This is a genomic window from Aquibium sp. ELW1220, assembly GCF_030398385.1.
Classification (GTDB): Bacteria; Pseudomonadota; Alphaproteobacteria; order Rhizobiales; family Rhizobiaceae; genus Aquibium.
The window spans coordinates 11,906-33,478 of the sequence record NZ_JAOAOQ010000039.1 but is presented as its reverse complement, the minus strand read 5'-3'; the positions used below and the strand labels follow the sequence as shown (position 1 = coordinate 33,478).

Genomic DNA, 21,573 nt, shown 5'->3' with positions numbered 1-21,573 from the left:
CTCGCCCGCTCACCCGCCCCAAGCCGCCGCCGCCGCCAGGCTCGCGCCTATCAGAACCACCGCCGCGACCACGAACACCGCGTCCCGTCGCCCCATCACCGGCGCGCCGGTCACCGTGCGGTGCGGCCGGGCGCCGAGGCCGCGCGCTTCCATGGCGATGGCCGAGCGGCTGGCGCGGCGGATGGCGTAGGCGAGCAGCGGCACCACCAGCGAGGCGGCCTCGCCGGGGCCGGGGATGCGCCGCGGCGGCCGGCCCCGGCGCATCGCCCGCGCCAGCCGCATCTGCCGCGCCTCGGCGGCGAGGTCCGGCACGAGGTGCAGCGCCGAAAACAGCGCATAGCCGATCGACGCCGGCAGCCGCCACGAGAGCATCAGCGCCTTGATCAGCCGGCCGGGGTCTGTCGTCAGCGCAAACAGCGCCGAGACCATGCCGCAGGCGATCGCCCGCAGGAAGAGCACGATGCCGGCCGACAGCGCGGCGCCGCCGAACGGCGTTTCGGAGGACATCTTCAGCGCGAAGTCGCTCTCCTGCCGAAACAGCACCGAGGTGGTGAGGAAGCCGAAGCCGAACAGCGCGAACGGCACCATCAGCGCCAGCACCAGCAGCGGCGAGCGCCGCTCGGCAAGCACCAGCGCCAGCGCCGCGACCAGGATCGTCGCCACCTGGAAGACCGCGTCGAAGACCAGGATCGAGGCCGCGATCCAGGCGAGGCAGAGGACGAGCTTGGGCAGCGGGTGGAGCGCGCTCAGCATGCCGCCACCGCGGCAATGGCCTCGACCCAGGCGGCGAGGTCGAGCAGGGCCGGCGTCTCCAGTCCCGCCCGGCGCATCAGGTCCCTGTCGGCGAGCAAAGCGGGGCAGGGGCCGTCGGCGAGAATGCGCCCTTCGCCGACGATGACCGCCCGCGGGCAGGTCGCCAGCGCGAAGTCGAGCTCGTGCGTGATGATCGCCAGCGCCGTTCCCCGCCCTCGCAGCGACTGCGCCACGCGCGACAGTCCCTCGACGCCGGCGGCGTCGAGCCCGGCAGTCGGCTCGTCGAGCACGAGCAGCGGAAAACGCGCGGGCTCCACCAGGCAGGCGAGTGCAAGCCGCCGCTTCTGCCCCTGTGACAGTTCGAACGGATGCCGCGCGGCGAGCCCGTCGAGCCGCCACGCGCGCAGGACGGCGGCGATCCGCGCCGCGTCGGCCTCCGCACCGTGCCCGGGATCATCGCGGTGGGTCGTCGTGCGCCCCCTCCACCAAGCTTTGCATGGTGGAGGGGGCGGAGGCAGATCATACCCCCTGGCCCCAATCCCCAGCGCCGCCGCGATCTCCTCGCCCACGGAGCCGGCCACGAACTGGCCCTCCGGATTCTGGAACGCCATGCCGCCCGGCCCGCCGTCGCGCCGCCCGGCCTTCAGCCGCAAAAGCCCCGCGAGGCTGGCCCCCAGCGTCGACTTGCCCGCGCCATTGGCGCCGAGGATCGCCACCGCCTCGCCGGTATGGAGGACAAGGTCGATGTTCTCCAGCACCACGGGACCGAGGAAGGGCGCGCAGGCTGCGCCCTCAAGCCGCGCCGCCACCGCCCCGTGGTCCTGCGCGGGTTGCGCAAGCCGCTCCGAAACGAAGCGCGCCACCTGCGGCCGCGCCGCTGCGCGACGGTCCGGCGCCAGTCCTTCGAGCCCGCGGATCGCTTCGCCGATGTCGAGCGGCGTCGGCTCCAGCATCATGCCCGCGGCCGCGAGTTCCGCCGAAAGCTCTGTCGCCACCGGCCGCCAGATGCCTTGCGCTGCCAGCGCCTCGCGATGCGTCACGAACACCGTCCGCGGGTCGCCCTCGGCCATCAGCCGCCCGTCGCCGTCGATCACCGCCACGCGGTCGACGCTGCCCACCAGCCCGTCCAGCCGGTGGTCGACCACGATCACGCTGCGCCCCTCCTTGCGGGCGAGCACCAGCTCCGAAAGCCGGGCCGCCGCAGCCGGCGCCAGATGCGCCGTCGGCTCGTCCACCACCACCAGCGCCGCGTCCTGCGCCAAAAGCGCCGCCAGCGCCACGATCTGCTTCTCGCCGCCCGACAGCGCCATGGTCCTCCGGCCGCGCTCCTGCGGCTCCAGGCCGACGGCCTGCATCGCCGCGGCCATCCGCGCCTCGATCTCGGCAACGGGCAGCGCCCGGTTCTCCAGCGCGAAGGCCACCTCGTCGCCGATCGTCATGCCGCAGAGCGTCTCCTCCGCGTTCTGGAACAGCCGCGCCACCGTCGTCGACCATTGCGCGGGTCGCCGCGACGCGGCCGCCTCGCCGAACACCCTGACCTCGCCCGAGACGTCCGCCGGCATGGTCTGCGGCACCAGTCCGGTCAGGGTGGCGAGCAGGGTCGACTTGCCTGCGCCCGACGACCCGAGCAGCAGCAGCACCTCGCCGCGCCGCACGTCGAGCGTGACGGGACCCACCGCGTCGGCCTCCGCATAGGGGTAGCGCACGGCGACGTCGCGCCACTCCGCGGCCGGCGCCATGCCGGTGGAGCCCGTCACCATCGCCGCCTCACGCGATCCCGGCGCGCCGGTCGCGGTCGATCGCCAGCCCCGACAGCACGCCGGTGCGGTAGAGCGCCTCGGTGATCAGATGTCCGGCGAGCCCGCCGAGCAGCGCCCCCGACAGGCAGCGCAGCACGAACATGGTGACGAGCAGCCCGGGCGCCAGCGCGCCGTAGTCGAAGCGGAACCAGGTGTAGACGAAGGAGAACACCGCCGCGCCGACGCCTGCCGCCAGCAGCACCGGCAGGCGAAAGTTGCGCCAGCGCGTGGCGGCGAACACGGCTTCCGCGCCGGCGCCTTGCACGAACCCGGTGACGAGAAGCAGCAGCCCGGCCGGACTGCCGAGCAGGATCTGCACCGCCGCCGCCAGCAGTTCCGACAGGAGGGCTGCCCCCGGCTTGCGGATGATCTTGGCGGCGATGATCGAGACGATGAACCAGAAGCCCATCACCACGTCCATGGTGACCGGCCCGAACACCGCCTGCGCGATCAGCCACACCTGCACCCAGGCGAGATAGAGCACGCCGAACACCGCGCCGAGCACGGCGACGATCAGGATTTCGCGCAGAGTCCACGCGTTGGAACGGATGACGGCAGTCATGGTGACCTCGAAGGTTTTCAGGTGGGAAAGGGGAGGGCGCGCGGGATGGCCGCGCGCGGGATCAGCTCTTGGTCGGGCTGTTGGCCGAGACCGTCAGGTCGAGCGCGACATGGCCCTGGGGCGTCCCGAAGCTCAGGAAGGCCTCCGAGAGCGTGGCGAAAACCGGCCCGGCATCGCCGCGAAGCTTGGTGCAGAAGTTCTTCGACCGGTCGAAGACGCCCGACGCCTTGAGGAAGACGATGCAGCCGTAGATCTCGTCCATGTGGGCGTCGGCGCCGAGCGGATAGAGCGAGAACTGCGCCGCCACCGGCTGGCCGAGCACGGTCGCATCCGCCACCCGCTGCCGCGCCTCGGCGATCCGCGTCCCCAGCGGCCCGCGCGGGCCGCCCGGCAGCGGCGTGCAGCGCGGGTCGTCGGGCTCGCCCGGGCAGCCGCGCGACACGGTGGCCGACAGCACCACATGCACCCCGGAGGCGGCTGCGGCGGCGAACAGGTCGCGCATTGCCGGGAAGAGGTCCTCCGGCGGCCCGACGATCAGCGTCGAGACGTCGTCGGTCTCGATGCGGAAGCGTTCGCGATAGGGGTCGAGCGCCGACAGCGCGCCGAGGATCACGGCGACGAAATCGTCGCACATCGGATAAAGGGATATCTGGGCACCGGAAAACATGCTCGCCTCGCTCCGCTGGCATTAACCAGATCAGCTTGAGGGTCCGGAGGCTTGTCGCCCCGCATCTCAGCCCCGGCGTTACGGAGCTCCCCTGTCGAATGCATCGTTGGTATCAGGCACCGGCGGCCGGCGCAAGCCGGCTCTGCAACCTTTCGCTGCATGGCTGCCATGCCGGCCGCCGCGCAACGGTCGCTACCGTCACTGCATCGTGTTCGGCAGCCACAGCACCACCCAGGGGAAGGCGATCAGGAGGCCGAGCCGCAGGATGTCGGTCGCCACGAAGGGCATCACCCCGCGATAGATCGTCGGCAGGCTCACGTCCCGCGCCAGCGTGTTGATGACGAAGACGTTCATGCCGATCGGCGGCGTGATCAGCCCGAGCTCCACCGTCATGACGATGATGACGCCGAACCAGATCGGGTCGAAACCCAGCGCCAGCACCACCGGGAACAGGATCGGGATCATCAGGATGATCATCGCCATCGCGTCGAGGATGCAGCCGAGCAGCACCATGAACAAAAGGATCAGGAGCAGCGTCGGATAGGCGCCGAGCTCCAGCGAAAGCAGGAAGTTGGTCACCTTCTGCGGCGTCTGCGTGATGGTCAGGAAGTAGCCGAACAGAATCGCGCCGATCAGGATCATGAAGATCCCGGCCGTCACCTGGATGCTCTCGAGCAGGCAATGGTAGAGCCGGCGCCAGCCCATCCGCCGCCGCACGACGCTGATGATAATGGCGCCCGCAGCCCCCATGCCGGCCGCCTCCGACGGCGTGAATATGCCGCCATAGATGCCGCCGATCACGAAGATGAAGAGCAGCAGGATCGCCCAGACCCCGCGCAGCGCCGCCAGCCGCTCGCCCCATCCCGCGCGCGGCTGCGCGGGAATGCCGCTGCCAGCCACCGCGACGTAGATCCGCACGGTCACGAGATACATCGCCAGCGCCAGGAGGCCCGGCACCAGCCCGGCGATGAACAGCCGGCCGATGTCCTGCTCCGTCATCACGCCGTAGATGGCGAGCACGATCGAGGGCGGGATCAGCACGCCGAGCGTGCCGCCGCCCGCCACCGCGCCGGTCGCCAGCGTGTCGGGATAGCCGTATTTGCGCATCTCCGGCAGCGCCACCTTGGCCATGGTGGCAGCGGTGGCCACCGACGAGCCGCAGATCGCCGAGAAGCCGCCGCAGGCGGTGATCGTCGCCATGGCCAGCCCGCCGCGGCGATGGCCGAGGAAGGCGTTGGCGGCGCGGTAGAGTTCGGCACTCATGCCCGAAGCCGAGGCCACCGCGCCCATCAGGATGAACATCGGCACGAGGCCGAGCGAATAGTCGGTCACCGTGCGGATCGGCGACAGCGACAACAGGTTCAGCGCCGGCGTCCAGGCCGAGAGCATGCCGAAGCCGCCGACGCCGACGATGCCCATGGCGACCCCGATCGGCACCCGCAGCAGCAGAAGCAGGAAGAGGACGACGAAGCCGCCGGCCGCAATGATATCGTTGCTCATCATCGGCCTGCGTCACCCGTGGGCGCCACGAAGGCGGCAAGGGATCGCAGCACCCGCGCCGCGAGCACCAGTGCGCAAAACAGGATGCCCAGCCAGGCGACCGCCGTGAAGGGCCACACCGGGATCCCCATCTCGAAGGTGGTAAGCCCCGAGCCGCGCACCTTCTCGACCTGCCGGAACAGCATCCAGGCGAAGGTGAAGATGAAGCCGGAAAACAGGATGTCCGAGAACAGGTCCACCGCCTTCTGCGCCCGCGCCGGCAGCACCTGCCAGAACAGGTCGACCTTGATGTGCTCGTTGCGCCAGGCCGCCGCCGCGATGCCCCAGAAGATCGCGACACCCAGCAGCAGCCGGCTGACGTCGAACGAGCCCGGGAAGGGCAGGTTGAAGACGTAGCGCAGGAGCACCGCCACGAAGGTCAGCGCGGTGATGATGGCGAGGAAGATCGCCGCCGCGCCGTCGACCAGCGCCGACAACCGGCCGATGATCCGATCGAATCCGCTCATGGTCCATTCCGTTCGAGAGGGTCAGTCAGACGGACGACGTCCGGCATAGGTTGCCGGACGCGCCGTTCATGCGGCCGGTGCGGCGGCGTTGCGCCGCCGCACCCGACGGGCCTCAATAGGCCGCGCCGCGTGCCTTCAGCTCGCTTTCCAGCGCGGTCATGGCGGCATCGGCGTCCACGCCCGCGGCCTTCACCTTGTCGGCCCACTGCGCCCGCAGCGGTGCTGCTGCCTCGCGCCAGGCGGCGACGTCGGCTTCCGAGGGCACGATCATCTCGTGGCCCTCCATCGCCGCGATCTTCTCGCGCCCGCTGTCCTCGTTGTCGGCCCAGCCCGCCGCAACCTTCTCGGCCCAGTCGCTGGTGCAGTGGTCGTCGATCACCTTCTGCTGGTTCTCCGACAGCGATGCATACTTGTCCGGGTTCATCACCCAGGCGAAGGTCGTCGCGTAGAGCGGCATGTCGAGGTGATAGTTCACCGCCTTGTCGATGCCGAAGATCAGGATCGAGTTCCACGGGAAGGTGATCGCGTCGGCCACGCCGCGTTCCAGCGCATCGCGCGATTCGGGCGCCGAGACCTGCGCGTTCTGGCCGCCGAGCAGCGACACGAAGCTCGCCATGGTCGCATGCGCCGGCCGCACCTTCATGCCCGACACGTCGCCCGGCACCTTGATCGGCTTCTTCGAATGGAACGTGCCCGGCGAGTGGAAGTGCACCAGGCACACCTTCACGTCGGCCATCTCCTTTTCGGCATAGGCGCGGTACCAGGCGTCGAGGCCGGCCGAGCCGCCCTTGGCATTGCTGATCAGGAAGGGCAGCTCGCCCGCCGCGATCACCGGGAAACGGCCGGGCTGATAACCCGGATTGACGAAGGCGATGTCGGCGATGCCGTCGCGCGCCATGTCGTAATGGTCGCCGGCCTGGCCGAGCTGCTGCGCCGGATAGAGCGTCACGGTGATCGACCCGCCCGAGGCCTCCTTCACCGAATTCGCCCACTCGGTCATGCCGTTGACGTGCAGCGGATGCTGCGGCGGCACCCAGTGCGCCAGCCGCAGCTCAACCGCCGCATCCTGCGCGAGTGCGCCTCCGCTCAGAAGCGCGATGGCGGCCACTCCGGCCGCAAATGAGATCCTGCTGATCATGCCGTTCCTCCCTGTTCCTGACTCGTCCGGCCCGCGCCACGCGCCTGCCGGCCTCCCGCTGCGAAAGCTAAGGGGAGCAGCCCCGGCAAGCAAGCGGATTCGTGGGGCGTGTATACATGGGAGGGAGGGGGAGGGCGCCGGCGGGCAGCGGTGCCGGGCGCGTCGCCGCGCGGTCTGACGGGGGCGGTCTGCCTGGCGGCCGGTCGGGGTATGGGTGGAGTTGACCCTGTTTCAGTAGAGGTGCGAACGAATTCTGTCGTTCGAACGGATGACCGTAACAACTCGTCACCCCGCAGACGAGTGACGGATGGAGTTTCCGACGCTCTGTATAAGAAACATGATGCGCGCAGAACAACCTATAGCCACTTGGCACCGATCATCGGGCGTGATCTTATCAAAAACAGTCCGCTTCTATCGGCGGGTTCTCGACAGCCTTACAAGTTGCGGCTGGGCCATCGCGCATTGGTAGGAGGGGTTGATGTCGAACAAAAATAGAAATCCGATCGCCGCTGAGATACGGCGAGCCGCGCTGCGACCACTGAAGTCGCAGTATGTTCCGCAGGGGTGGACACCACCCGATCTGCTAGAAAGCCAGTTTTCTTACGAAGATGGGGAAAACACAAGTGGCGAGGACGAGGTGCACCAAATGTCGAGATATAGTTCGACGTCCGAGTCTGATGCCGGAGATCTGGAAGTCGTGGACGAACAGGCCGACGCCCGCCGGAGAATTGGGAGAGCGGTTACCGACCGCGGCATTGCAAGAATGCTCTATGAAATCGAGAAGCGGGAGGACCGCTTCGAACGCGTTTTTAAGAAAGGGATAGGTTATGCAACACGCACGAGTGGATCTGAAACTGCGCGGCCTCTTCGAGACGATTGGTTGGATAGGTTCTTTCGATATGTAGCAGATGTCGATGAAGAAGCGGTTCTAGATGTATTAGCGAAAGCTCTAAGTGAAGCAGCTTCTCGCGATAAACCTCTGACATCGCCGCGTGCCCTAGATACAATCAGATACTTTCAGCCGGACAGCTATGAAATTTTTGTCAAATCATCGGCGTTGCTGATGTTGCTTGGGTGTCTCCCGGTTGGCTTTTTTGACGGCGATAAAGGGATAATCAATGAAAACGCGCTAGAAGTACTTCTGGAGGCCGGCCTTGTAAAGATTGAAACAAGTAGATTCTACGTAGTGCCAGTCGGCGACTTTATAATAACTTTCAACTACCGAAACGCGGAGCGTTTCAATTTTGATATTGTTCGACTCACACAAATAGGTCGAGAGATCGCCGGAATAATAGACAATGAAATGCGTCAATTGCCTAATGCTATTAAGTTTAGTGGAAAGGTCGGAGAATTACTCAGTTATCAGGTCAATGGCGGGCTGACTACCGGAACAATAGGGCATGTCGCTCAAGCCTTGAAGCGCTCAATGGCAGACAGGTGGGCAATCGAGACTACAGTAAGAATTCGAACCAAAACTGAGAACAAGACAATTTTTGACGGCTTCAGAGCGGAGTTCAAAGATCCATTCGCGATCACGATTGCCGAGCGGGCTGGTAATGAAAGTGATTCTTACCTCGATGCCTTTGTACGCTTCTTCGATGATTTTGACGAAAATGAGCTCCCGTTGTTAGTGGAGAATTTATAGGAAAATCAAATAGAAATTCGATGAAAGGAAGATGTGGTGGCGGCTTTCAATGGAAGTAAATATATTGAAAATATCGCCCGCAGAATTCTAATCGACTCCATACAAGGCGATGCAACTAACAATCGCCAAGCGCGTGGTACGGCAATAGAAGACTCGGTGCGTGGGGAGCTAAGAAAGTTATTACCGGCCGGAGTAAGAATCGGAACGGGTTTCGTAATTGACACGTTCGGAGGAACTAGCCAGCAACAAGACATCGTTATATACGAATCGCTGTGCCCTTGTTTCCCGCTCAGTAGCAATACCGAAGTGAAATGCTTTCCAGTTGAAGGAGTAATTGCAGTCGGTGAAGTAAAAACTTCTCTGGATAAAACGAAGCTAAAGGAAGCGTTCGAAAACATCTATTCAGTGAAATCGCTCAGGCGGCGCACACTTATTTCGCAAGATATTCAACAGCTCCCACCTGCGGCGCCATACCGTCACTACCAAGAATCACTTTCATTCACTCCTGACGAGGAGGAGGGGTACTCTCAAAATAGTAGAGATATTGACCAAGTTTTCGGATTCGTATTAGCTTTACGATTTAGAACGTCGGGTCAGGAATTGCTGACCCACGCGTCCGAGTATTCGCAATCTATCCCACCTCATTCCGCCCCTAATTTGGTGGCATCTTTGGAGAGCGGGTTTATCGCGGCCCTAAAAGGGAAAACACTTGTTGACTCTGCGATGGAGGCGGATGGCTTGTTCTACTGCGATGAGTCGCTTTCAGGTTTTTCGCAGCTCATTGTGTGGCTGAGGAGATATTGCTTAGAGGGTAGAACAGTTCCCGCCGAGAATTATTCCCTATACTTCACAGACCAAGACCCTATTAGAAAAGGCTTTCGAAGGGCGGGGTATGCCAAAACCCGGTGGCTGGGGTCCACGACCGGGTGAGATAGAAATATCAACGATTGTGTCTCGCAAATCGGCGAAAGCGATGTCGGCTTCAGGTCGGCAACTGAGGCTGCGGGGCGGGAATGATCAAGGTGGGGGCGTCGCGGTTGAAGAGGGGCGGCCAACTGTATGTCCGCTTTCCCTGATTTTCCGCCCAGAATTGGCCGATCAGCAACCACCCCCATATCCCGCCATCCAGTCACGCGCCCCTTGCAGCCGGCACCAACCGTTGGCGTCTCACTCCCCGCCCCATCTCCCCCGCCAACGCCTCGAACCGTTTCAAAAACCCCCGCTGCACCTCCGCCGCCGGCTTCGGCTCGAGGTCGAGCGCCGTCGCCTCGATCCCGCGCGGCTGTCCGAAGAACCGCGCCGCCTCCTCGAGCGAGAAGCCGGCGAGTTCCGTCGCCTCGCAATAGGCGGCGATGATGTCGGCCTTCTTGATCGTCGCCTTCAGCCGGTCGCCGCGTGTGGGCAGCGAGAAGCGGATGTGGATGGCATTCTGCAGCCGCTCCTCGGTCGTCACGGACGAGGACGCCGACAGGATCGTCGTAGCCGTCCAGGCGGACGTCGAGGGCAAGCGGCCCCATCTTATACCAACGGCTCTTCCCGCAGACTCTCCGCAATTCCGCCCGCCTCCGTTTCGTGATTCCCTGTCGCGAAAGGAGATTCGCCATGGGATCAGCGGTGAAGATGCGGACGGACTACACGGCCAACGATTTGCGGCGGGCGGCGACGCGGACGAAAGATGTGCGGCAAAGTCGGCGACTCCTGTCGCTGGCGGCGGTGTTGGCCGGCATGAGCCGCGAGGAAGCTGCCCGGATCGGCGGGATGGACCGCCAGACGCTGCGCGATTGGGTGCATCGCTTCAACCAGTTCGGCCCCGACGGGCTGACCGACGGCCACCGCGCCGGGCGCAAGCAGCGGCTCTCGGCCGAGCAGAAGGCGGAGCTTGCGCGGATCGTGGAGCAAGGTCCCGACCTTGCGGTCGACGGCGTGGTGCGGTGGCGGCGCGTCGATCTCAAGCGGGTCATCGAGCAGCGTTTCGGGGTGACCTTTCACGAGCGCTATGTCGGCAAGCTCCTGGAGCAGTTGGGCTTCAGCCACGTCAGCGCGCGGCCGCGCCATCCGGCGCAGGATGGCGAGATCGTCGAGGCGTATAAAAAAACTTCGCGCGCACGCTGAGCGCCCACCTGGCCGACCTGCCGAAGGACAAGCCGGTCGAGATCTGGTTTCAGGACGAAGCCCGTATCGGCCAGAAGAACGGCGTGGTTCGGCAGTGGGCGCGCCGCGGCACCCGGCCCCGCCAGCCCGCCGACCAGCGCTACACCTCGGCCTACCTGTTCGGCGCCATCTGTCCCGCGCGGGGAACGGGGGCGGCGCTGGCCATGCCCTACGTTGACACCGAGGCCATGCAGGAACACATCGACGAGATCAGCCGGCACGTCGCCAGGGGTGCGCATGCCGTGCTGATCATGGACCGTGCCGGCTGGCACACGACCGCCAGGCTGAAGGTGCCGAAGAACATCACGCCGATCTTCCTGCCCTCGCGGGCGCCGGAGCTGAACCCGGTCGAGAATGTCTGGCAGTACCTGCGCAGCAACTGGCTGTCGAACCGCGTCTTCGCCGACTACGAGGCGATCATCGAGGCCGCCTGCGACGCCTGGCGCAAGCTCCTCGCCCAGCCGCACACGATCACATCGATCGGAATGAGGGACTGGGCGCATGTCGGTCAGGGAATATGACCGTTGGTATTAGGTTGGGTTCCGCGCGAAAATCGATATGCCCGCAGCGCGCATGACTTTCAGCACCTTTCCCAGTTCGAGGGTCGCCTTGCCGTTCTCCAGTTCGGAGACGAACCGGCGTCCCACGCCTGCCAGGTCGGCGAAGCTCTGCTGCGACTGATTTCGCCTTTCTCGGGCTTTGCGGATCAACAGCCCCAACTCGTCTGGCGATTTTATCTCGATACTGGGTAATTCGCTGATCGGGAGGCCGGTCCTTTGCGCAGGTGTTGGTTCACTGACAACCCCCGGGCTCTCATCCTGAGGGCGTGGATACGCGTCCGCAAGTACACGCGGCAGGGACGCCTGTATCATCCGGGTCGTGTCCGGCAATTTGAGATTCACCCTGGCAACCGTGTAACTCTGGGGCAGGTCGCTCGAAACGCCGAAACGGGACACCGCCTTGGCGATGTCAGTTGCTGCTTGATTGGCCTTGGCGATGTCGTTGTGTGCCGTTCGCTTCAGGATGGCTTTCTCCACCCGGTCAACTGGTACGTTGATCGTCGCGAGTTGATTGACCAACGTCCGGACCGCGCCCGCATGGGCGGCTAGACGGGCCAGTTCTGTTGCGGTTGGCGTGGCCGTGCCGGGGTGAGGTTCGGAGGGTTTTTTAGGCATTGTGTTGCTCCCGAACGGGAACATAGTCAAATTCGGACGGGCGTTCAAGTCAGGATGTTCCCGCTCGGGATCACGGGCATCGGTTGCTACCGTTCGGAATCACCACTATGCGAATTGCGGAAAAGTTCGAGGTGTGTTCCCGCTCGGGAACCGTTACCGACCGATAGCGGCTGGTCCCGAACGCGCAGGCGACCAAGCACCGCAACCAAGCCCAGGACGACCGGACCACCGTGATTCCCTGCTGGCAGCCTGGCGTATCCTCGGACGCGCCGGCTGGCCGGGCGGCCGGCAGAGCCGCCGATTCTCGATGTCGACACCCGAAAGCCGTCAGGCCGGAACCTGAACCCGTCCAGCGATCTCCTTAAGCGTCTCTTCCCCGCTCCATCTCCCCCACCAGCCCCTCGAACCTCTCCAGGAACGCCCGCTGCACCGCGCCCGCCGGCTTCGGCTCGAGATCGAGCGCCGCGGCCTCTATCCCGCGCGGCTGGCCAAAGAACTTTCTCGCCTCCTCCACCGAGAAGCCGGCGAGTTCCGTCGCCTCGAAATAGGCCGCCACGATGTCGGCCTTCTTGATCGTGGCCTTCAGCCGCTCGGCCCGCAGCGGCAGGGAGAAGCGGATGTGGATGGCGTTCTGAAGCCGCTCCTCCACCGCCTTGTAGCCGCCGCCGACGGCGGCCTTGAACGGCGAGATCATGTCGCCGATGACATATTCGGCGCCGTCGTGCAGCAGCGCCGTCAGCCGCGCCTGCGGCGTGGCGACGGGGTTCTGCAGCGAAAAGATCGTCTCCACCAGCAGCGAGTGCTGCGCCACCGAAAACGCGTGGTCGCCGCGCGTCTGGCCGTTCCAGCGCGCGACGCGGGCAAGCCCGTGCGCGATGTCGCCGATCTCCACGTCGAGCGGCGAGGGGTCGAGCAGGTCGAGCCGGCGGCCCGACAGCATGCGCTGCCACGCGCGCGGCGGCGCTCCGGCCCGGTCCGGCATCAGTCGTCCTCGCCGGCGGAAGTCTCGGGGAAGCCGAAGCCCATGCCGGGCGGGATCGACAGCGCGAGCGCCACCCCGCCGGCCGTCACCGGCTCGCCCGCATCCATCGCCGCCTTCACCTTGTCGATGCGCACGACCGCGAGGCCCTTCGATCCGGCCACGCTGCCGAGCGTGCCGGCCGGCCGGCCCTGCGCCAGCACGGGCGTTCCCGCCTCGGGCAGGTCGGCCACGCCTTCCGCCACCAGCACCCGCCGCCGCGCGGTGCCGCGATGATGCATGCGCGACACCACCTCCTGGCCGACATAGCAGCCCTTGCGCAGCCCCACGCCGCCATTCTGGTCGTAGAGCACGTCGTGCGGAAACGCGTCCGACAGCGCATAGTCGCTGCCGCTTTCGGCCACGCCATGGGCGATGCGCAGCTCCGTCCAGGCGGAGACGTCGTCGCCTGCCGCCGCATCCGCCAGCGGCCGCCGCGTCACGCCGAGCGCCTCGGGAAACCGCGCGTCGCGAAGACCGGTCGGATCGGTTGCGAAGGACGTTGAATCGGACTCTGAAGACGATGACTCATCCCGCCAAGAAACTGCCGCAAGCGTTTCGTCGCGCTTGGCAATCGTGAGCTTGGCCCTGAGCTTGTAGAGCATCAGCCGGCGCATGAAATCGTCCGCGATCTCGCTCCGGCACTCGAGCACGAAGCCGTCCGGCCCCGCCCGGCCGATCAGGAAATCGAACAGGATCTTCCCCTGCGGCGTCAGCAACGCGCCCGGTTTCGCAACGCCTTCCGGCAGCGCCGCGAGGTCGGTCGTCAGGATCGACTGCAGCAGATGCTCCGCGTCGGGACCCGACACGGTAACGAAGGCGCGCGCGCTGAGGACGACGGTCGGCATGGTGTTCCTTCGGCTCTCGGGTCCCGGCGGTGGGCTGGCGTCGGAGGGGCCTCGGCTTGCATTCTCGGGGGCCATTACGTAAGCCGGCCGCATCATCCGGGCAAGGGCGGTGACGGCGATGGCTTCAACCTGCGATCTCATCCTGACGGGCGGCACCGTGGTCAATCAGGACGGTGCCGGCATCCGCGACGTCGGCGTCCGCGACGGCCGCATCGTCGCCATCGGCGATCTCTCGGCGGCGAGCGCGGCCGAGAGGATCGACTGCACCGGCCTGCACGTCCTGCCGGGCGTCGTCGACAGCCAGGTGCATTTCCGCGAGCCTGGGCTGGAGCACAAGGAAGACCTCGAGACCGGCTCGCGCGCGGCCGTGCTCGGCGGCGTCACCGCCGTCTTCGAAATGCCAAACACGAAGCCGCTGACCACCAGCGCCGAAGCGCTTGCCGCCAAGGTGGCCCGCGCGACCCACCGCATGCATTGCGACTTCGCCTTCTGGGTCGGTGGCACGCGCGACAATGCGGCCGAGGTCGGCGAACTCGAGCGCCTGCCTGGGGCTGCCGGCATCAAGGTCTTCATGGGCTCGTCCACCGGCGACCTTCTGGTCGAGGACGACGAGGGCGTCGCCGCGATCCTCAGGAACACCCGCCGCCGCGCCGCCTTCCACTCCGAGGACGAGTTCCGCCTGCGCGAGCGGATGGGCGAGCGGATCGAGGGCGACGCCGCCTCGCATCCGGTCTGGCGCGACGAGATCGCGGCCCTTCAGTGCACGCAGCGCCTCGTCCGCATCGCCCGCGCCGTCCGGGCGCGCATCCACGTGCTGCACATTTCCACCGCCGAGGAGATCGCCTTCCTGGAGCAGCACAAGGACGTCGCCTCCTGCGAGGCCACCCCGCATCATCTCACGCTCGCCGCCGACGACTATGCCCGCCTTGGCACGCTGATCCAGATGAACCCGCCGGTGCGCGACGCCCGCCACCGCGACGGCATCTGGACGGGCATCGCCAATGGCGTCGTCGACGTGCTCGGCTCCGACCACGCCCCGCACACGCTGGAGGAAAAGGCCAAGCCCTATCCGGCCTCGCCGTCCGGCATGACCGGCGTCCAGACTCTGGTGCCGATCATGCTCGATCACGTCGCCGCCGGCCGCCTCACCATCGAGCGCTTCGTCGACCTCACCAGCCACGGCCCCAACCGGCTCTTCGGCATGGCCCGCAAGGGCCGCATCGCTTGCGGCTACGACGCCGACTTCACCATCGTCGACCTCAAGCGCCGCGCCGTCATCCGCAACGAAGACCAGGGCTCGCGCGCCGGCTGGACGCCCTATGACGGCCGCGCCGTCACCGGCTGGCCGGTCGGCACCATCATCCGCGGCCGCCGCGTCATGTGGGAGGGCGAGATCGTCACGCCGGGGCAGGGCGAGCCGGTGCTGTTTTCGGAAGCGTTGCCAGCCTGAAGCCGGGGCTAGCGCCCGGGCTTCGACCTATGCCGGCCGCCGACGCCCTCGTGCCGTCCGATTTCGCAGGTGCTCTCTGAGCGGAAGAAGACGAAGGAGATGCGACCGGTCAGGCCTAGCAGCCTTCCGCTCAGTCTCCCGCCACGAAGAACAGCCAGCGCCCGTCCGGCGAAAAGCCGGCGCGGTAGAAGGTGTAGGAGCCGTAGAGCTTCATCTCCTCCACGTCGCCCGCGGTCACGATCTTGAACAGCTCGACCCGCTGCGGGTCCGTCAGCTGTTCAAGCGGCAGCCCGAAGAAATAGGGAAAGACGTAGATTTCGCCGGGCGTCCCCGGCGCCAGGTGCACGTAGCCGGCTTCGAGGATCTCCAGCAGGATGGCGAGGATCTCCTGGCCGCGCTCGTCGCCTGACATCTCGACCAGATGGGCGATCGGGTCGTCGCCGACGTCGCCGAAGGTGATCTGCGTGGCGCCGTCGCCGATTCCGATCAGCGGCCGCAGCCGCTCAGGGTCGCCGCTGCGGCAGGCCTCGATGATCAGCTCGCGCATGCGGCGAACCTCTTCCGGCAGCAGCGAATAGTCGTAGAGCACCTCCGGCACCGGCTCGGCCGCCGTCTCGCCCTCGTCCGCTTCGCCGGGCTGGTCGAGGCCGGCCGGCGCGTCGTCTGCGGGGGAGGGCGGCACGGCCGGCACCGAGGGCAGCGGCAGCCGCAGCACCGGGTCGGGCAGCGGCACGCCGCGCTCCGCCGGCACCGCCTCGCCGCCGGCAGCGTCGTCGGGCGTCACCGCCTCCTGGCCGATCTCGCTCAGCGCCAGGCGCGTCTCCGCTTGCGAAACGCCAGCGGCGGGCAGAAGCACTGCGGCGGCAAGCATGGCGATCGCCAGGGAGTTCGGTGCGAACGTCATGGGCAGGGGCTCTCGTGTGGTCCGGCGTTCGGCGCCGCCGCCGGTTCGTGCGGCTTCAGTGGTGGGAACGGACCAGCTCGAATTCGCCCGCGATCACCTTCTCGCGCATCGTGTCGAGCAGCGCGAGCGCCGTCTCCTCGCCGCAGGCGCGCAGCAGTTCCACGAAGGCCGTCGTCAGCGCCGCTTCGGCGATGATCTCCGGCTCGATGCCGGCCGACAGCCCTTCGGCCCAGGCCTCCGTCTGGCTCTCCACCGCCGTCAGCCGCTTCTCTTCGCGGATCAGTGCGTCGATTTCGCCCAGTCCATGTCCCATGGTTCCACCCACCTTGTCGCGGCGGCTGTCCCGAAACGGGACCCGCCGCCGTTCATCCCTTAACATCCCGTTAATCCTTTACCACAGGACGGTCGCCTTGCACGCCGCCAATCCGGTAAAAGTTGACGGCGGCCTAATTGCCGAAGGTAATCGCCGTCTCGTGCGTCAATTGCTCGCCTTCCTTCATGTAGCGCGCGATCGCCGCCGCCACCGCCTGCGTGCAGTTCATGTGGATTTCCGAATTGCTCCGGTAGCCGCGGTTGAAGCTGGCGACCAGCCGCGCGCGCTTTTCCGGCGCGGGGTCTTCCGCCGTCACCAGCGCCTCCATCTGCTCGCGCCACAGGCTGCCGGTCTCGCCGCACAGGTTGCGCAGATAGTGCAGTGACCCCAGCACCTCGCCCAGCCGGTACAGCCGCTCCTCGTAGGGCGCATCCACGGCGCCCGCCGGCAGGGGCAGGGTGACGAGGAGGCCGAGCAGGGCGGCACGGAATCGCGTGTTGCGTGACATCGCCCTTTTCGTGCCGCAGGAATCGGGCGCGAACAAGACACCTCCGGCCATAGGTTGCCGGATGGTTAACGCGAAAGCGACAATATGATCCTTGCGGCGGAAAGAGTAGACGCCGTCATCGGCAGGTCCGCCATCTCGGCCAGCGAGAAAAAGCCCGCCGCCTCGGCGTCGTCGCCGGCCACCGGCTCGCCCGAAACATGCAGGGCGCGGAACACGGTGAGCCGGTAGCGCGTCTGCGCCGTCGTGCCTTCGAGCAGCAGCTCCTCGTGCGCCTCGAGGTCGAGCGCGACAAGCCCCGTCTCCTCCAGGAGTTCGCGCCTTGCAGCCTCTTCCAGCGTCTCGCCCGGCTCCACCCGTCCGCCCGGGAAGGCATAGAGCCCCTTCGCCGGCGCCCGCCCGCGCTTCACCAGAAGCAGCCGCTCGCCGCGCCGGAGCGCGACGGAAACGGCGGCAACGACTTCGGGGCCGCTCATTGCCGGGCTTTCGCGCGGCCGGCGATGCAGGCGCGATGTCGGCTGTCCCGCGGTCGCATCGTCCCGTTCAGCCGGCGGTGCGATAGTCGCCGGTCCAGTCGCCCACGGTGCGCGCCTCGGCCTCGTGGCCTTCCTCGCGCCACGGTTCGGCGAGTGCCGCCGCATACCAGTCGCGCATCGCCGGAAGATCGAGCAGCCGCCCCGCATAGGCGTCGGCGGCACCGCCGAATTCCAGCCCGTAGGTCTGGGCGCGGAAGGCGACGGGGGCGTAGAAGGCGTCGACGGCGGTGAAGGCCGCACCCGCCAGGAACGGGCCGCCGAAGCGGTCGAGCCCCTCGGTCCAGATCTCGCCGATGCGGGCGACGTCGCGCATCAGTGCCGCCGGCCGCTCGTGCAGGCGGATGCGCAGGCCGCAATTCATGGTGCAGATGTCGCGCAGCGTGCCGAAGGACGAGTGCATCTCCGCCGCGGCCGAGCGTGCCCAGGCGCGTGCGGCGGCGTCGGCCGGCCAGACGCCCGCGTGGCGCTCGGCAAGGTACTCGGCGATCGAAAGCGAATCCCACACCCGCAGCTCTCCGTCCACGAGGCAGGGCACGCGGGCATTGGGCGACAGCGGCTTGTAGGTGTCGAAGCTGTCGCCGCCGGGAAACGGCACCAGCGTCTCGGAGAACGGGATGCCGAGCATGCGCATCAGCACCCAGGGGCGAAGCGACCAGGACGAGTAGTTCTTGTTGGCGATGATCAGTTCGTACACGTCAACCTCCGTGCGTGGCGGCTTCCGCGGCGCGCCGGTCGCGCGCCTGGGAAAACATGGACCAGGTGTAGATGGCGAGCGCGACCCAGATCAGCGCGAAGGCTGCGAGCCGCACCATGCCGAAGGGCTCGCCGAACGCGAACACGGCGATCAGGAAGATGCCGGTCGGCGCGATGTACTGCATGATCCCGATGGTGGAGAGCTTGAGCAGCTTGGCGCCGAAGCCGTAGAGCAGCAGCGGCACCGCCGTGGCCGGCCCGCAGGCCAGCAGCAGCAGCATGTCGCGCGGCTCCGACGGCACGAAATGCGACACGCCCGTCGCCTGCAGCCAGATGGCATAGGCCAGCGCCGGCACCGACAGGATCAGCACTTCCAGGAAGAAGCCCTGGCTCGGGCCGATCGGCAGCGTCTTGCGCAGGAAGCCGTAGATCGCGAAGGACCCCGCCAGCACCAGCGACACCCAGGGCAGGACGCCCGCCTCGACCGTCATCAGCACGACGGCGACGGTGGCGAGCGCAAGGGCGGCCACCTGCGCCCGGCTCAGCCGCTCGCCGAGCAGCACCGCGCCCATCACCACGCTCATCAGCGGGTTGATGTAATAGCCGAGCGAGGTCTCCACGGTGCGCTCCACCGCGATCGCCCAGACGTAGAGCCCCCAGTTGATGGTGATCAGCCCGGCGGTGAGGCTGGCCAGCGCGACGGTGCGCGGCGAGCGCAAGGCGGCCTTCAGGTCGCCCGTGCGGCCGGTGGCGACGAGTACGGCGCCGGCGATCGGCACCGACCAGAGAATGCGGTGCGCCACCACCTCCAGCACCGGCAGGTGCGACACCGCCTTCAGGAACAGCGGCAGCAGTCCCCAGAGCCCGTAGGCGAGGAGAGCATAGACGAAGCCGCGCCGGGCGCCGCCTTCGGGAAGGGCATCGGGTCTCATGCGCGTGCTATGCGGTGCGCGGGCCGCAAAGGCCAATGGATTTTGTTGATGGATGGATGAAGGGGGGTGAAGGGCGGGGACGAAAGGCGCCGGCCTTCGCCCGATCGACGCTGCGCGGCCGATCACGTTCTAAAAGATGCTTCTCAGACGCGCGAAAAAACCTTTGGTGGGTTCCGCCGGGGCGGTCGAGACGAGCTCCACCATGTCCCAGCCGGACGAATCGTGGCGGTAGCCGGTGTCCAGTTCCGCAAGCTCGACGGGAATCTCGAAAACATAGTCGGCCCGGAAAGGATCGTCCTTCTGCGCATCCTGCTCGGTGAACCACTTCTCCCTGAGGACCGCGAACTCGGCGGGAGGAGCGCCTTCGACCTCGAGGTGACGGCCGCCCTTGTCAGAGTCGTGCGACACCGACCAGACCCTGACACCATCCCGCCAGCGCTCGGCGGAGACGTACATGACCGTCTCGTTGACGTGGACGACGATCACGTCCCTGCCGGCCGACAGGTGGGATATCTCCTCCGCCTTCGTGAGCCTATCGTTCACGCGGTCGAAGATGAGGAGAGACCAGCCGTCGAGCGCCAGGCCGCTGGCGTCGAACTCCGGCATCTCGGCGGTGCCTTCCCCCACCGCCAGGCCGAAGGCCTCCGCGGCGACTTCGAGTGAAGTGTCCCCGAATGCGATCCAGGATAGCCGGAAACCCATCTGCTCTACTCCGCCGCCACCAGCCCCGCCATTTCCCGGTTCTTCATCAGCTTGTAGACGATCGAATCCATCAGCGCCTGGAACGAGGCATCGATGATGTTGTCGGAGACGCCGACGGTCCACCAGCGTGCGCCGGTGCCGTCGCGCGATTCGATCAGGACGCGGGTAATGGCCTCGGTACCGCCGTTCAGGATGCGCACCTTGAAGTCGACCAGTTCCATGTCCTCGATCTCGGCCTGGAACTTGCCGAGGTCCTTGCGCAGCGCGATGTCGAGCGCATTGACGGGCCCCTGGCCCTCCGCCACCGACATCCGCTCCTCGCCGTCGATCTCGACCTTGACGATCGCCTCCGACACCGTCTTCAGATTGCCGTTGGCGTCGAAGCGGCGCTCGATCATGCAGCGGAACGAGGTGACTTCGAAGAAGGTCGGCACGGTGCCCAGCGTCCGTCGCGCCAGCAGTTCGAACGAGGCGTCGGCGCCCTCGTAGGCATAGCCCTGCGCCTCGCGCTCCTTGACCAGCGAGACCAGCGTGTCGAGCCGGTGGTCGGCGCGCGCGACCGCGATGCCGCGGCGCTTGAGCTCGGCGATGAAGTTCGCCTTCCCGCCCTGGTCCGACACCATGACGCGGCGGCGGTTCCCGACGCTCTCGGGCGGCACGTGCTCGTAGGTCTGCGGCTCCTTCAGCAGTGCGGAGGCGTGGATGCCGGCCTTGGTGGCGAAGGCCGACGACCCGACATAGGGCGCCTGCGCGTTCGGCGCGCGGTTGAGCAACTCGTCGAAGGCGCGCGACAGGCGCGAGATGCCGGCCAGCTGCTCGGCCGTGATGCCGGTGACGAAGCGCTCGGCAAAGGCCGGCTTCAGCATCAGGGTGGGGATCAGCGTGATCAGATTGGCATTGCCGCAGCGCTCGCCGATGCCGTTCAGCGTGCCCTGGATCTGGCGCACGCCGGCCTCGACGGCGGCGAGCGAATTGGCGACCGCCTGGCCGGTGTCGTCATGGGCGTGGATGCCGAGCGCCTCGCCCGGGATGCCCGCCGCGATGACGGCCGCCACGATGGCGCGCACCTCCGACGGCTGCGTGCCGCCATTGGTGTCGCAGAGCACCACCCAGCGTGCGCCCGCCTCGTGGGCGGCCCTGGCGCAGGCCAGCGCATAGCCGGGGTTGGCCTTGTAGCCGTCGAAGAAGTGCTCGCAGTCAACCATCGGCTCCTTGCCGGCGGCGGCCGCAGCCTCCACCGAGGCGCGGATGGCCTCGAGATTCTCGTCCTCGCTGCAGCCGAGCGCCACGCGCACGTGATAATCCCAGCTCTTGGCCACGAAGCAGACCGCGTCGGAGGCCGACTGCAGGAGCCCCGCCAGCCCCGGATCGTTCGACGCCGAGACGCCCACGCGCTTGGTCATGCCGAAGGCCACGAACTTTGCACGGCTGGTTCTCTTCTTCTCGAAGAAGGCCGTATCCGTCGGATTGGCGCCCGGATAGCCGCCCTCGACATAGTCGATGCCGAAGCCGTCCAGCATGGCCGCGATGGCGATCTTGTCCTCGACCGAGAAGTCGACGCCGGGGGTCTGCTGGCCGTCGCGCAGGGTGGTGTCGAAGAGGTGGAGGCGGGAGCGGGTCATGCGGATGGCCTCGAGGGCAGCGTTGTATGGCGCGCTCCTGCGGGTTGGCGTGTCGTTCCTGTGGCCTGCCGTCGCGTTCCTTCGCGCCCCCCTCTGGCCTGCCGGCCATCTCCCCCACGAGGGGGGAGATCAAGCGCGTCGCCGACGCTGCCGA

22 protein-coding genes, 1 pseudogene and 1 riboswitch are annotated in these 21,573 nt (G+C 66.8%); of the genes and pseudogenes, 4 read left to right on the top strand and 19 right to left on the bottom strand.

Annotated features, from left to right (window positions below; genetic code table 11):
- Nucleotides 1–9: 9 nt before the first annotated feature.
- The 7 genes from N1F91_RS24890 to N1F91_RS24860 form a co-directional block, all read right to left on the bottom strand.
- The gene (locus N1F91_RS24890; protein WP_289996189.1) at nt 10–753 is read right to left on the bottom strand and encodes an energy-coupling factor transporter transmembrane component T; all 744 of its coding nucleotides are present in this window, start codon (nt 751–753) and stop codon (nt 10–12) included.
- Entirely contained in the window at nt 747–2,513 is a 1,767-nt protein-coding gene (locus tag N1F91_RS24885; RefSeq protein WP_289996188.1) for an ATP-binding cassette domain-containing protein, read from the bottom strand. The genes N1F91_RS24890 and N1F91_RS24885 overlap by 7 nt, the downstream gene beginning before the upstream one ends.
- Nucleotides 2,514–2,520: 7 nt before the next feature.
- A complete protein-coding gene (locus tag N1F91_RS24880) occupies nt 2,521–3,114 on the bottom strand; it encodes an ECF transporter S component (RefSeq protein WP_289996186.1) in 594 nt (197 codons plus the stop codon).
- Between the two features lie 61 nt (nt 3,115–3,175).
- Nucleotides 3,176–3,781 carry a YkoF family thiamine/hydroxymethylpyrimidine-binding protein gene (locus N1F91_RS24875; protein ID WP_289996184.1) on the bottom strand — a complete coding sequence of 202 codons (606 nt, stop codon included), beginning with the start codon at nt 3,779–3,781 and terminating at the stop codon, nt 3,176–3,178.
- Nucleotides 3,772–3,884, bottom strand: a riboswitch (TPP riboswitch). (Overlaps the previous gene by 10 nt.)
- 95 nt (nt 3,885–3,979) lie before the next feature.
- Nucleotides 3,980–5,281 (bottom strand): TRAP transporter large permease, encoded by a 1,302-nt coding sequence (locus N1F91_RS24870; protein WP_289996211.1) that lies wholly within the window; start codon nt 5,279–5,281, stop codon nt 3,980–3,982.
- On the bottom strand, nt 5,281–5,787 hold the full coding sequence (locus N1F91_RS24865; RefSeq protein ID WP_289996183.1) for a TRAP transporter small permease: 507 nt from the start codon (nt 5,785–5,787) through the stop codon (nt 5,281–5,283). Before N1F91_RS24865 ends, N1F91_RS24870 begins: the two co-directional genes overlap by 1 nt.
- A 112-nt stretch (nt 5,788–5,899) precedes the next feature.
- Nucleotides 5,900–6,925 carry a TRAP transporter substrate-binding protein gene (locus N1F91_RS24860; RefSeq protein WP_289996181.1) on the bottom strand — a complete coding sequence of 342 codons (1,026 nt, stop codon included), beginning with the start codon at nt 6,923–6,925 and terminating at the stop codon, nt 5,900–5,902.
- Between the two features lie 478 nt (nt 6,926–7,403).
- On the opposite strand from N1F91_RS24860, the gene N1F91_RS24855 reads away from it, so the two are divergent.
- Together N1F91_RS24855 and N1F91_RS24850 are read left to right on the top strand one after the other, a co-directional pair.
- A complete protein-coding gene (locus N1F91_RS24855) occupies nt 7,404–8,570 on the top strand; it encodes a hypothetical protein (protein WP_289996180.1) in 1,167 nt (388 codons plus the stop codon).
- Nucleotides 8,571–8,606: 36 nt separating this feature from the next.
- On the top strand, nt 8,607–9,500 hold the full coding sequence (locus N1F91_RS24850; protein ID WP_289996179.1) for a DUF6602 domain-containing protein: 894 nt from the start codon (nt 8,607–8,609) through the stop codon (nt 9,498–9,500).
- A gap of 199 nt (nt 9,501–9,699) precedes the next feature.
- On the opposite strand, the pseudogene N1F91_RS24845 reads toward N1F91_RS24850, so the two are convergent.
- Nucleotides 9,700–10,020 (bottom strand): annotated as a pseudogene (locus N1F91_RS24845) (hypothetical protein); the annotation flags it as partial.
- 152 nt (nt 10,021–10,172) lie between these two features.
- Here N1F91_RS24845 and N1F91_RS24840 point away from each other — a divergent pair.
- Nucleotides 10,173–11,242 (top strand): IS630 family transposase gene (locus N1F91_RS24840; protein WP_289996178.1). Its coding sequence is split into 2 segments (ribosomal slippage): nt 10,173–10,659 and nt 10,659–11,242, totalling 1,071 coding nucleotides; the frame shifts between segments, so codons are not numbered across the junction.
- 9 nt (nt 11,243–11,251) lie between these two features.
- Here N1F91_RS24840 and N1F91_RS24835 read toward each other — a convergent pair.
- The 3 genes from N1F91_RS24835 to N1F91_RS24825 all read right to left on the bottom strand — a co-directional run bounded on the left by N1F91_RS24835 (nt 11,252) and on the right by N1F91_RS24825 (nt 13,762).
- Nucleotides 11,252–11,896, bottom strand: coding sequence for a helix-turn-helix transcriptional regulator (locus N1F91_RS24835; RefSeq protein ID WP_289996177.1), 645 nt, complete (start codon nt 11,894–11,896; stop codon nt 11,252–11,254).
- Between the two features lie 361 nt (nt 11,897–12,257).
- Nucleotides 12,258–12,878 (bottom strand): HD family hydrolase, encoded by a 621-nt coding sequence (locus N1F91_RS24830; protein ID WP_289996176.1) that lies wholly within the window; start codon nt 12,876–12,878, stop codon nt 12,258–12,260.
- A complete protein-coding gene (locus N1F91_RS24825) occupies nt 12,878–13,762 on the bottom strand; it encodes a folate-binding protein YgfZ (protein ID WP_289996174.1) in 885 nt (294 codons plus the stop codon). Before N1F91_RS24825 ends, N1F91_RS24830 begins: the two co-directional genes overlap by 1 nt.
- A gap of 118 nt (nt 13,763–13,880) precedes the next feature.
- Between N1F91_RS24825 and N1F91_RS24820 the strand changes: the two genes are divergently transcribed.
- On the top strand, nt 13,881–15,212 hold the full coding sequence (locus N1F91_RS24820) for a dihydroorotase (protein ID WP_289996172.1): 1,332 nt from the start codon (nt 13,881–13,883) through the stop codon (nt 15,210–15,212).
- Nucleotides 15,213–15,342: 130 nt separating this feature from the next.
- On the opposite strand, the gene N1F91_RS24815 is transcribed toward N1F91_RS24820, so the two are convergent.
- The 8 genes from N1F91_RS24815 to cimA all read right to left on the bottom strand — a co-directional run bounded on the left by N1F91_RS24815 (nt 15,343) and on the right by cimA (nt 21,419).
- Nucleotides 15,343–16,116 (bottom strand): hypothetical protein, encoded by a 774-nt coding sequence (locus N1F91_RS24815; RefSeq protein ID WP_289996170.1) that lies wholly within the window; start codon nt 16,114–16,116, stop codon nt 15,343–15,345.
- Between the two features lie 55 nt (nt 16,117–16,171).
- Nucleotides 16,172–16,429 carry a hypothetical protein gene (locus N1F91_RS24810; protein WP_289996169.1) on the bottom strand — a complete coding sequence of 86 codons (258 nt, stop codon included), beginning with the start codon at nt 16,427–16,429 and terminating at the stop codon, nt 16,172–16,174.
- Nucleotides 16,430–16,562: 133 nt separating this feature from the next.
- On the bottom strand, nt 16,563–16,937 hold the full coding sequence (locus N1F91_RS24805; protein WP_289996167.1) for a TIGR02301 family protein: 375 nt from the start codon (nt 16,935–16,937) through the stop codon (nt 16,563–16,565).
- Nucleotides 16,938–17,002: 65 nt separating this feature from the next.
- Entirely contained in the window at nt 17,003–17,410 is a 408-nt protein-coding gene (locus tag N1F91_RS24800) for an NUDIX hydrolase (protein WP_289996166.1), read from the bottom strand.
- Nucleotides 17,411–17,477: 67 nt separating this feature from the next.
- Nucleotides 17,478–18,164, bottom strand: a complete 687-nt coding sequence (locus N1F91_RS24795) for a glutathione S-transferase family protein (protein ID WP_289996164.1) — start codon at nt 18,162–18,164, stop codon at nt 17,478–17,480.
- A 1-nt stretch (nt 18,165) separates the two neighbouring features.
- Complete coding sequence (gene rarD, locus N1F91_RS24790) at nt 18,166–19,095, bottom strand: EamA family transporter RarD (RefSeq protein WP_289996163.1); 930 nt, start codon at nt 19,093–19,095, stop codon at nt 18,166–18,168.
- A gap of 129 nt (nt 19,096–19,224) precedes the next feature.
- Entirely contained in the window at nt 19,225–19,797 is a 573-nt protein-coding gene (locus tag N1F91_RS24785; protein ID WP_289996161.1) for a hypothetical protein, read from the bottom strand.
- A 5-nt stretch (nt 19,798–19,802) separates the two neighbouring features.
- Complete coding sequence (cimA, locus tag N1F91_RS24780; protein WP_289996160.1) at nt 19,803–21,419, bottom strand: citramalate synthase; 1,617 nt, start codon at nt 21,417–21,419, stop codon at nt 19,803–19,805.
- Nucleotides 21,420–21,573 lie beyond the last annotated feature (154 nt).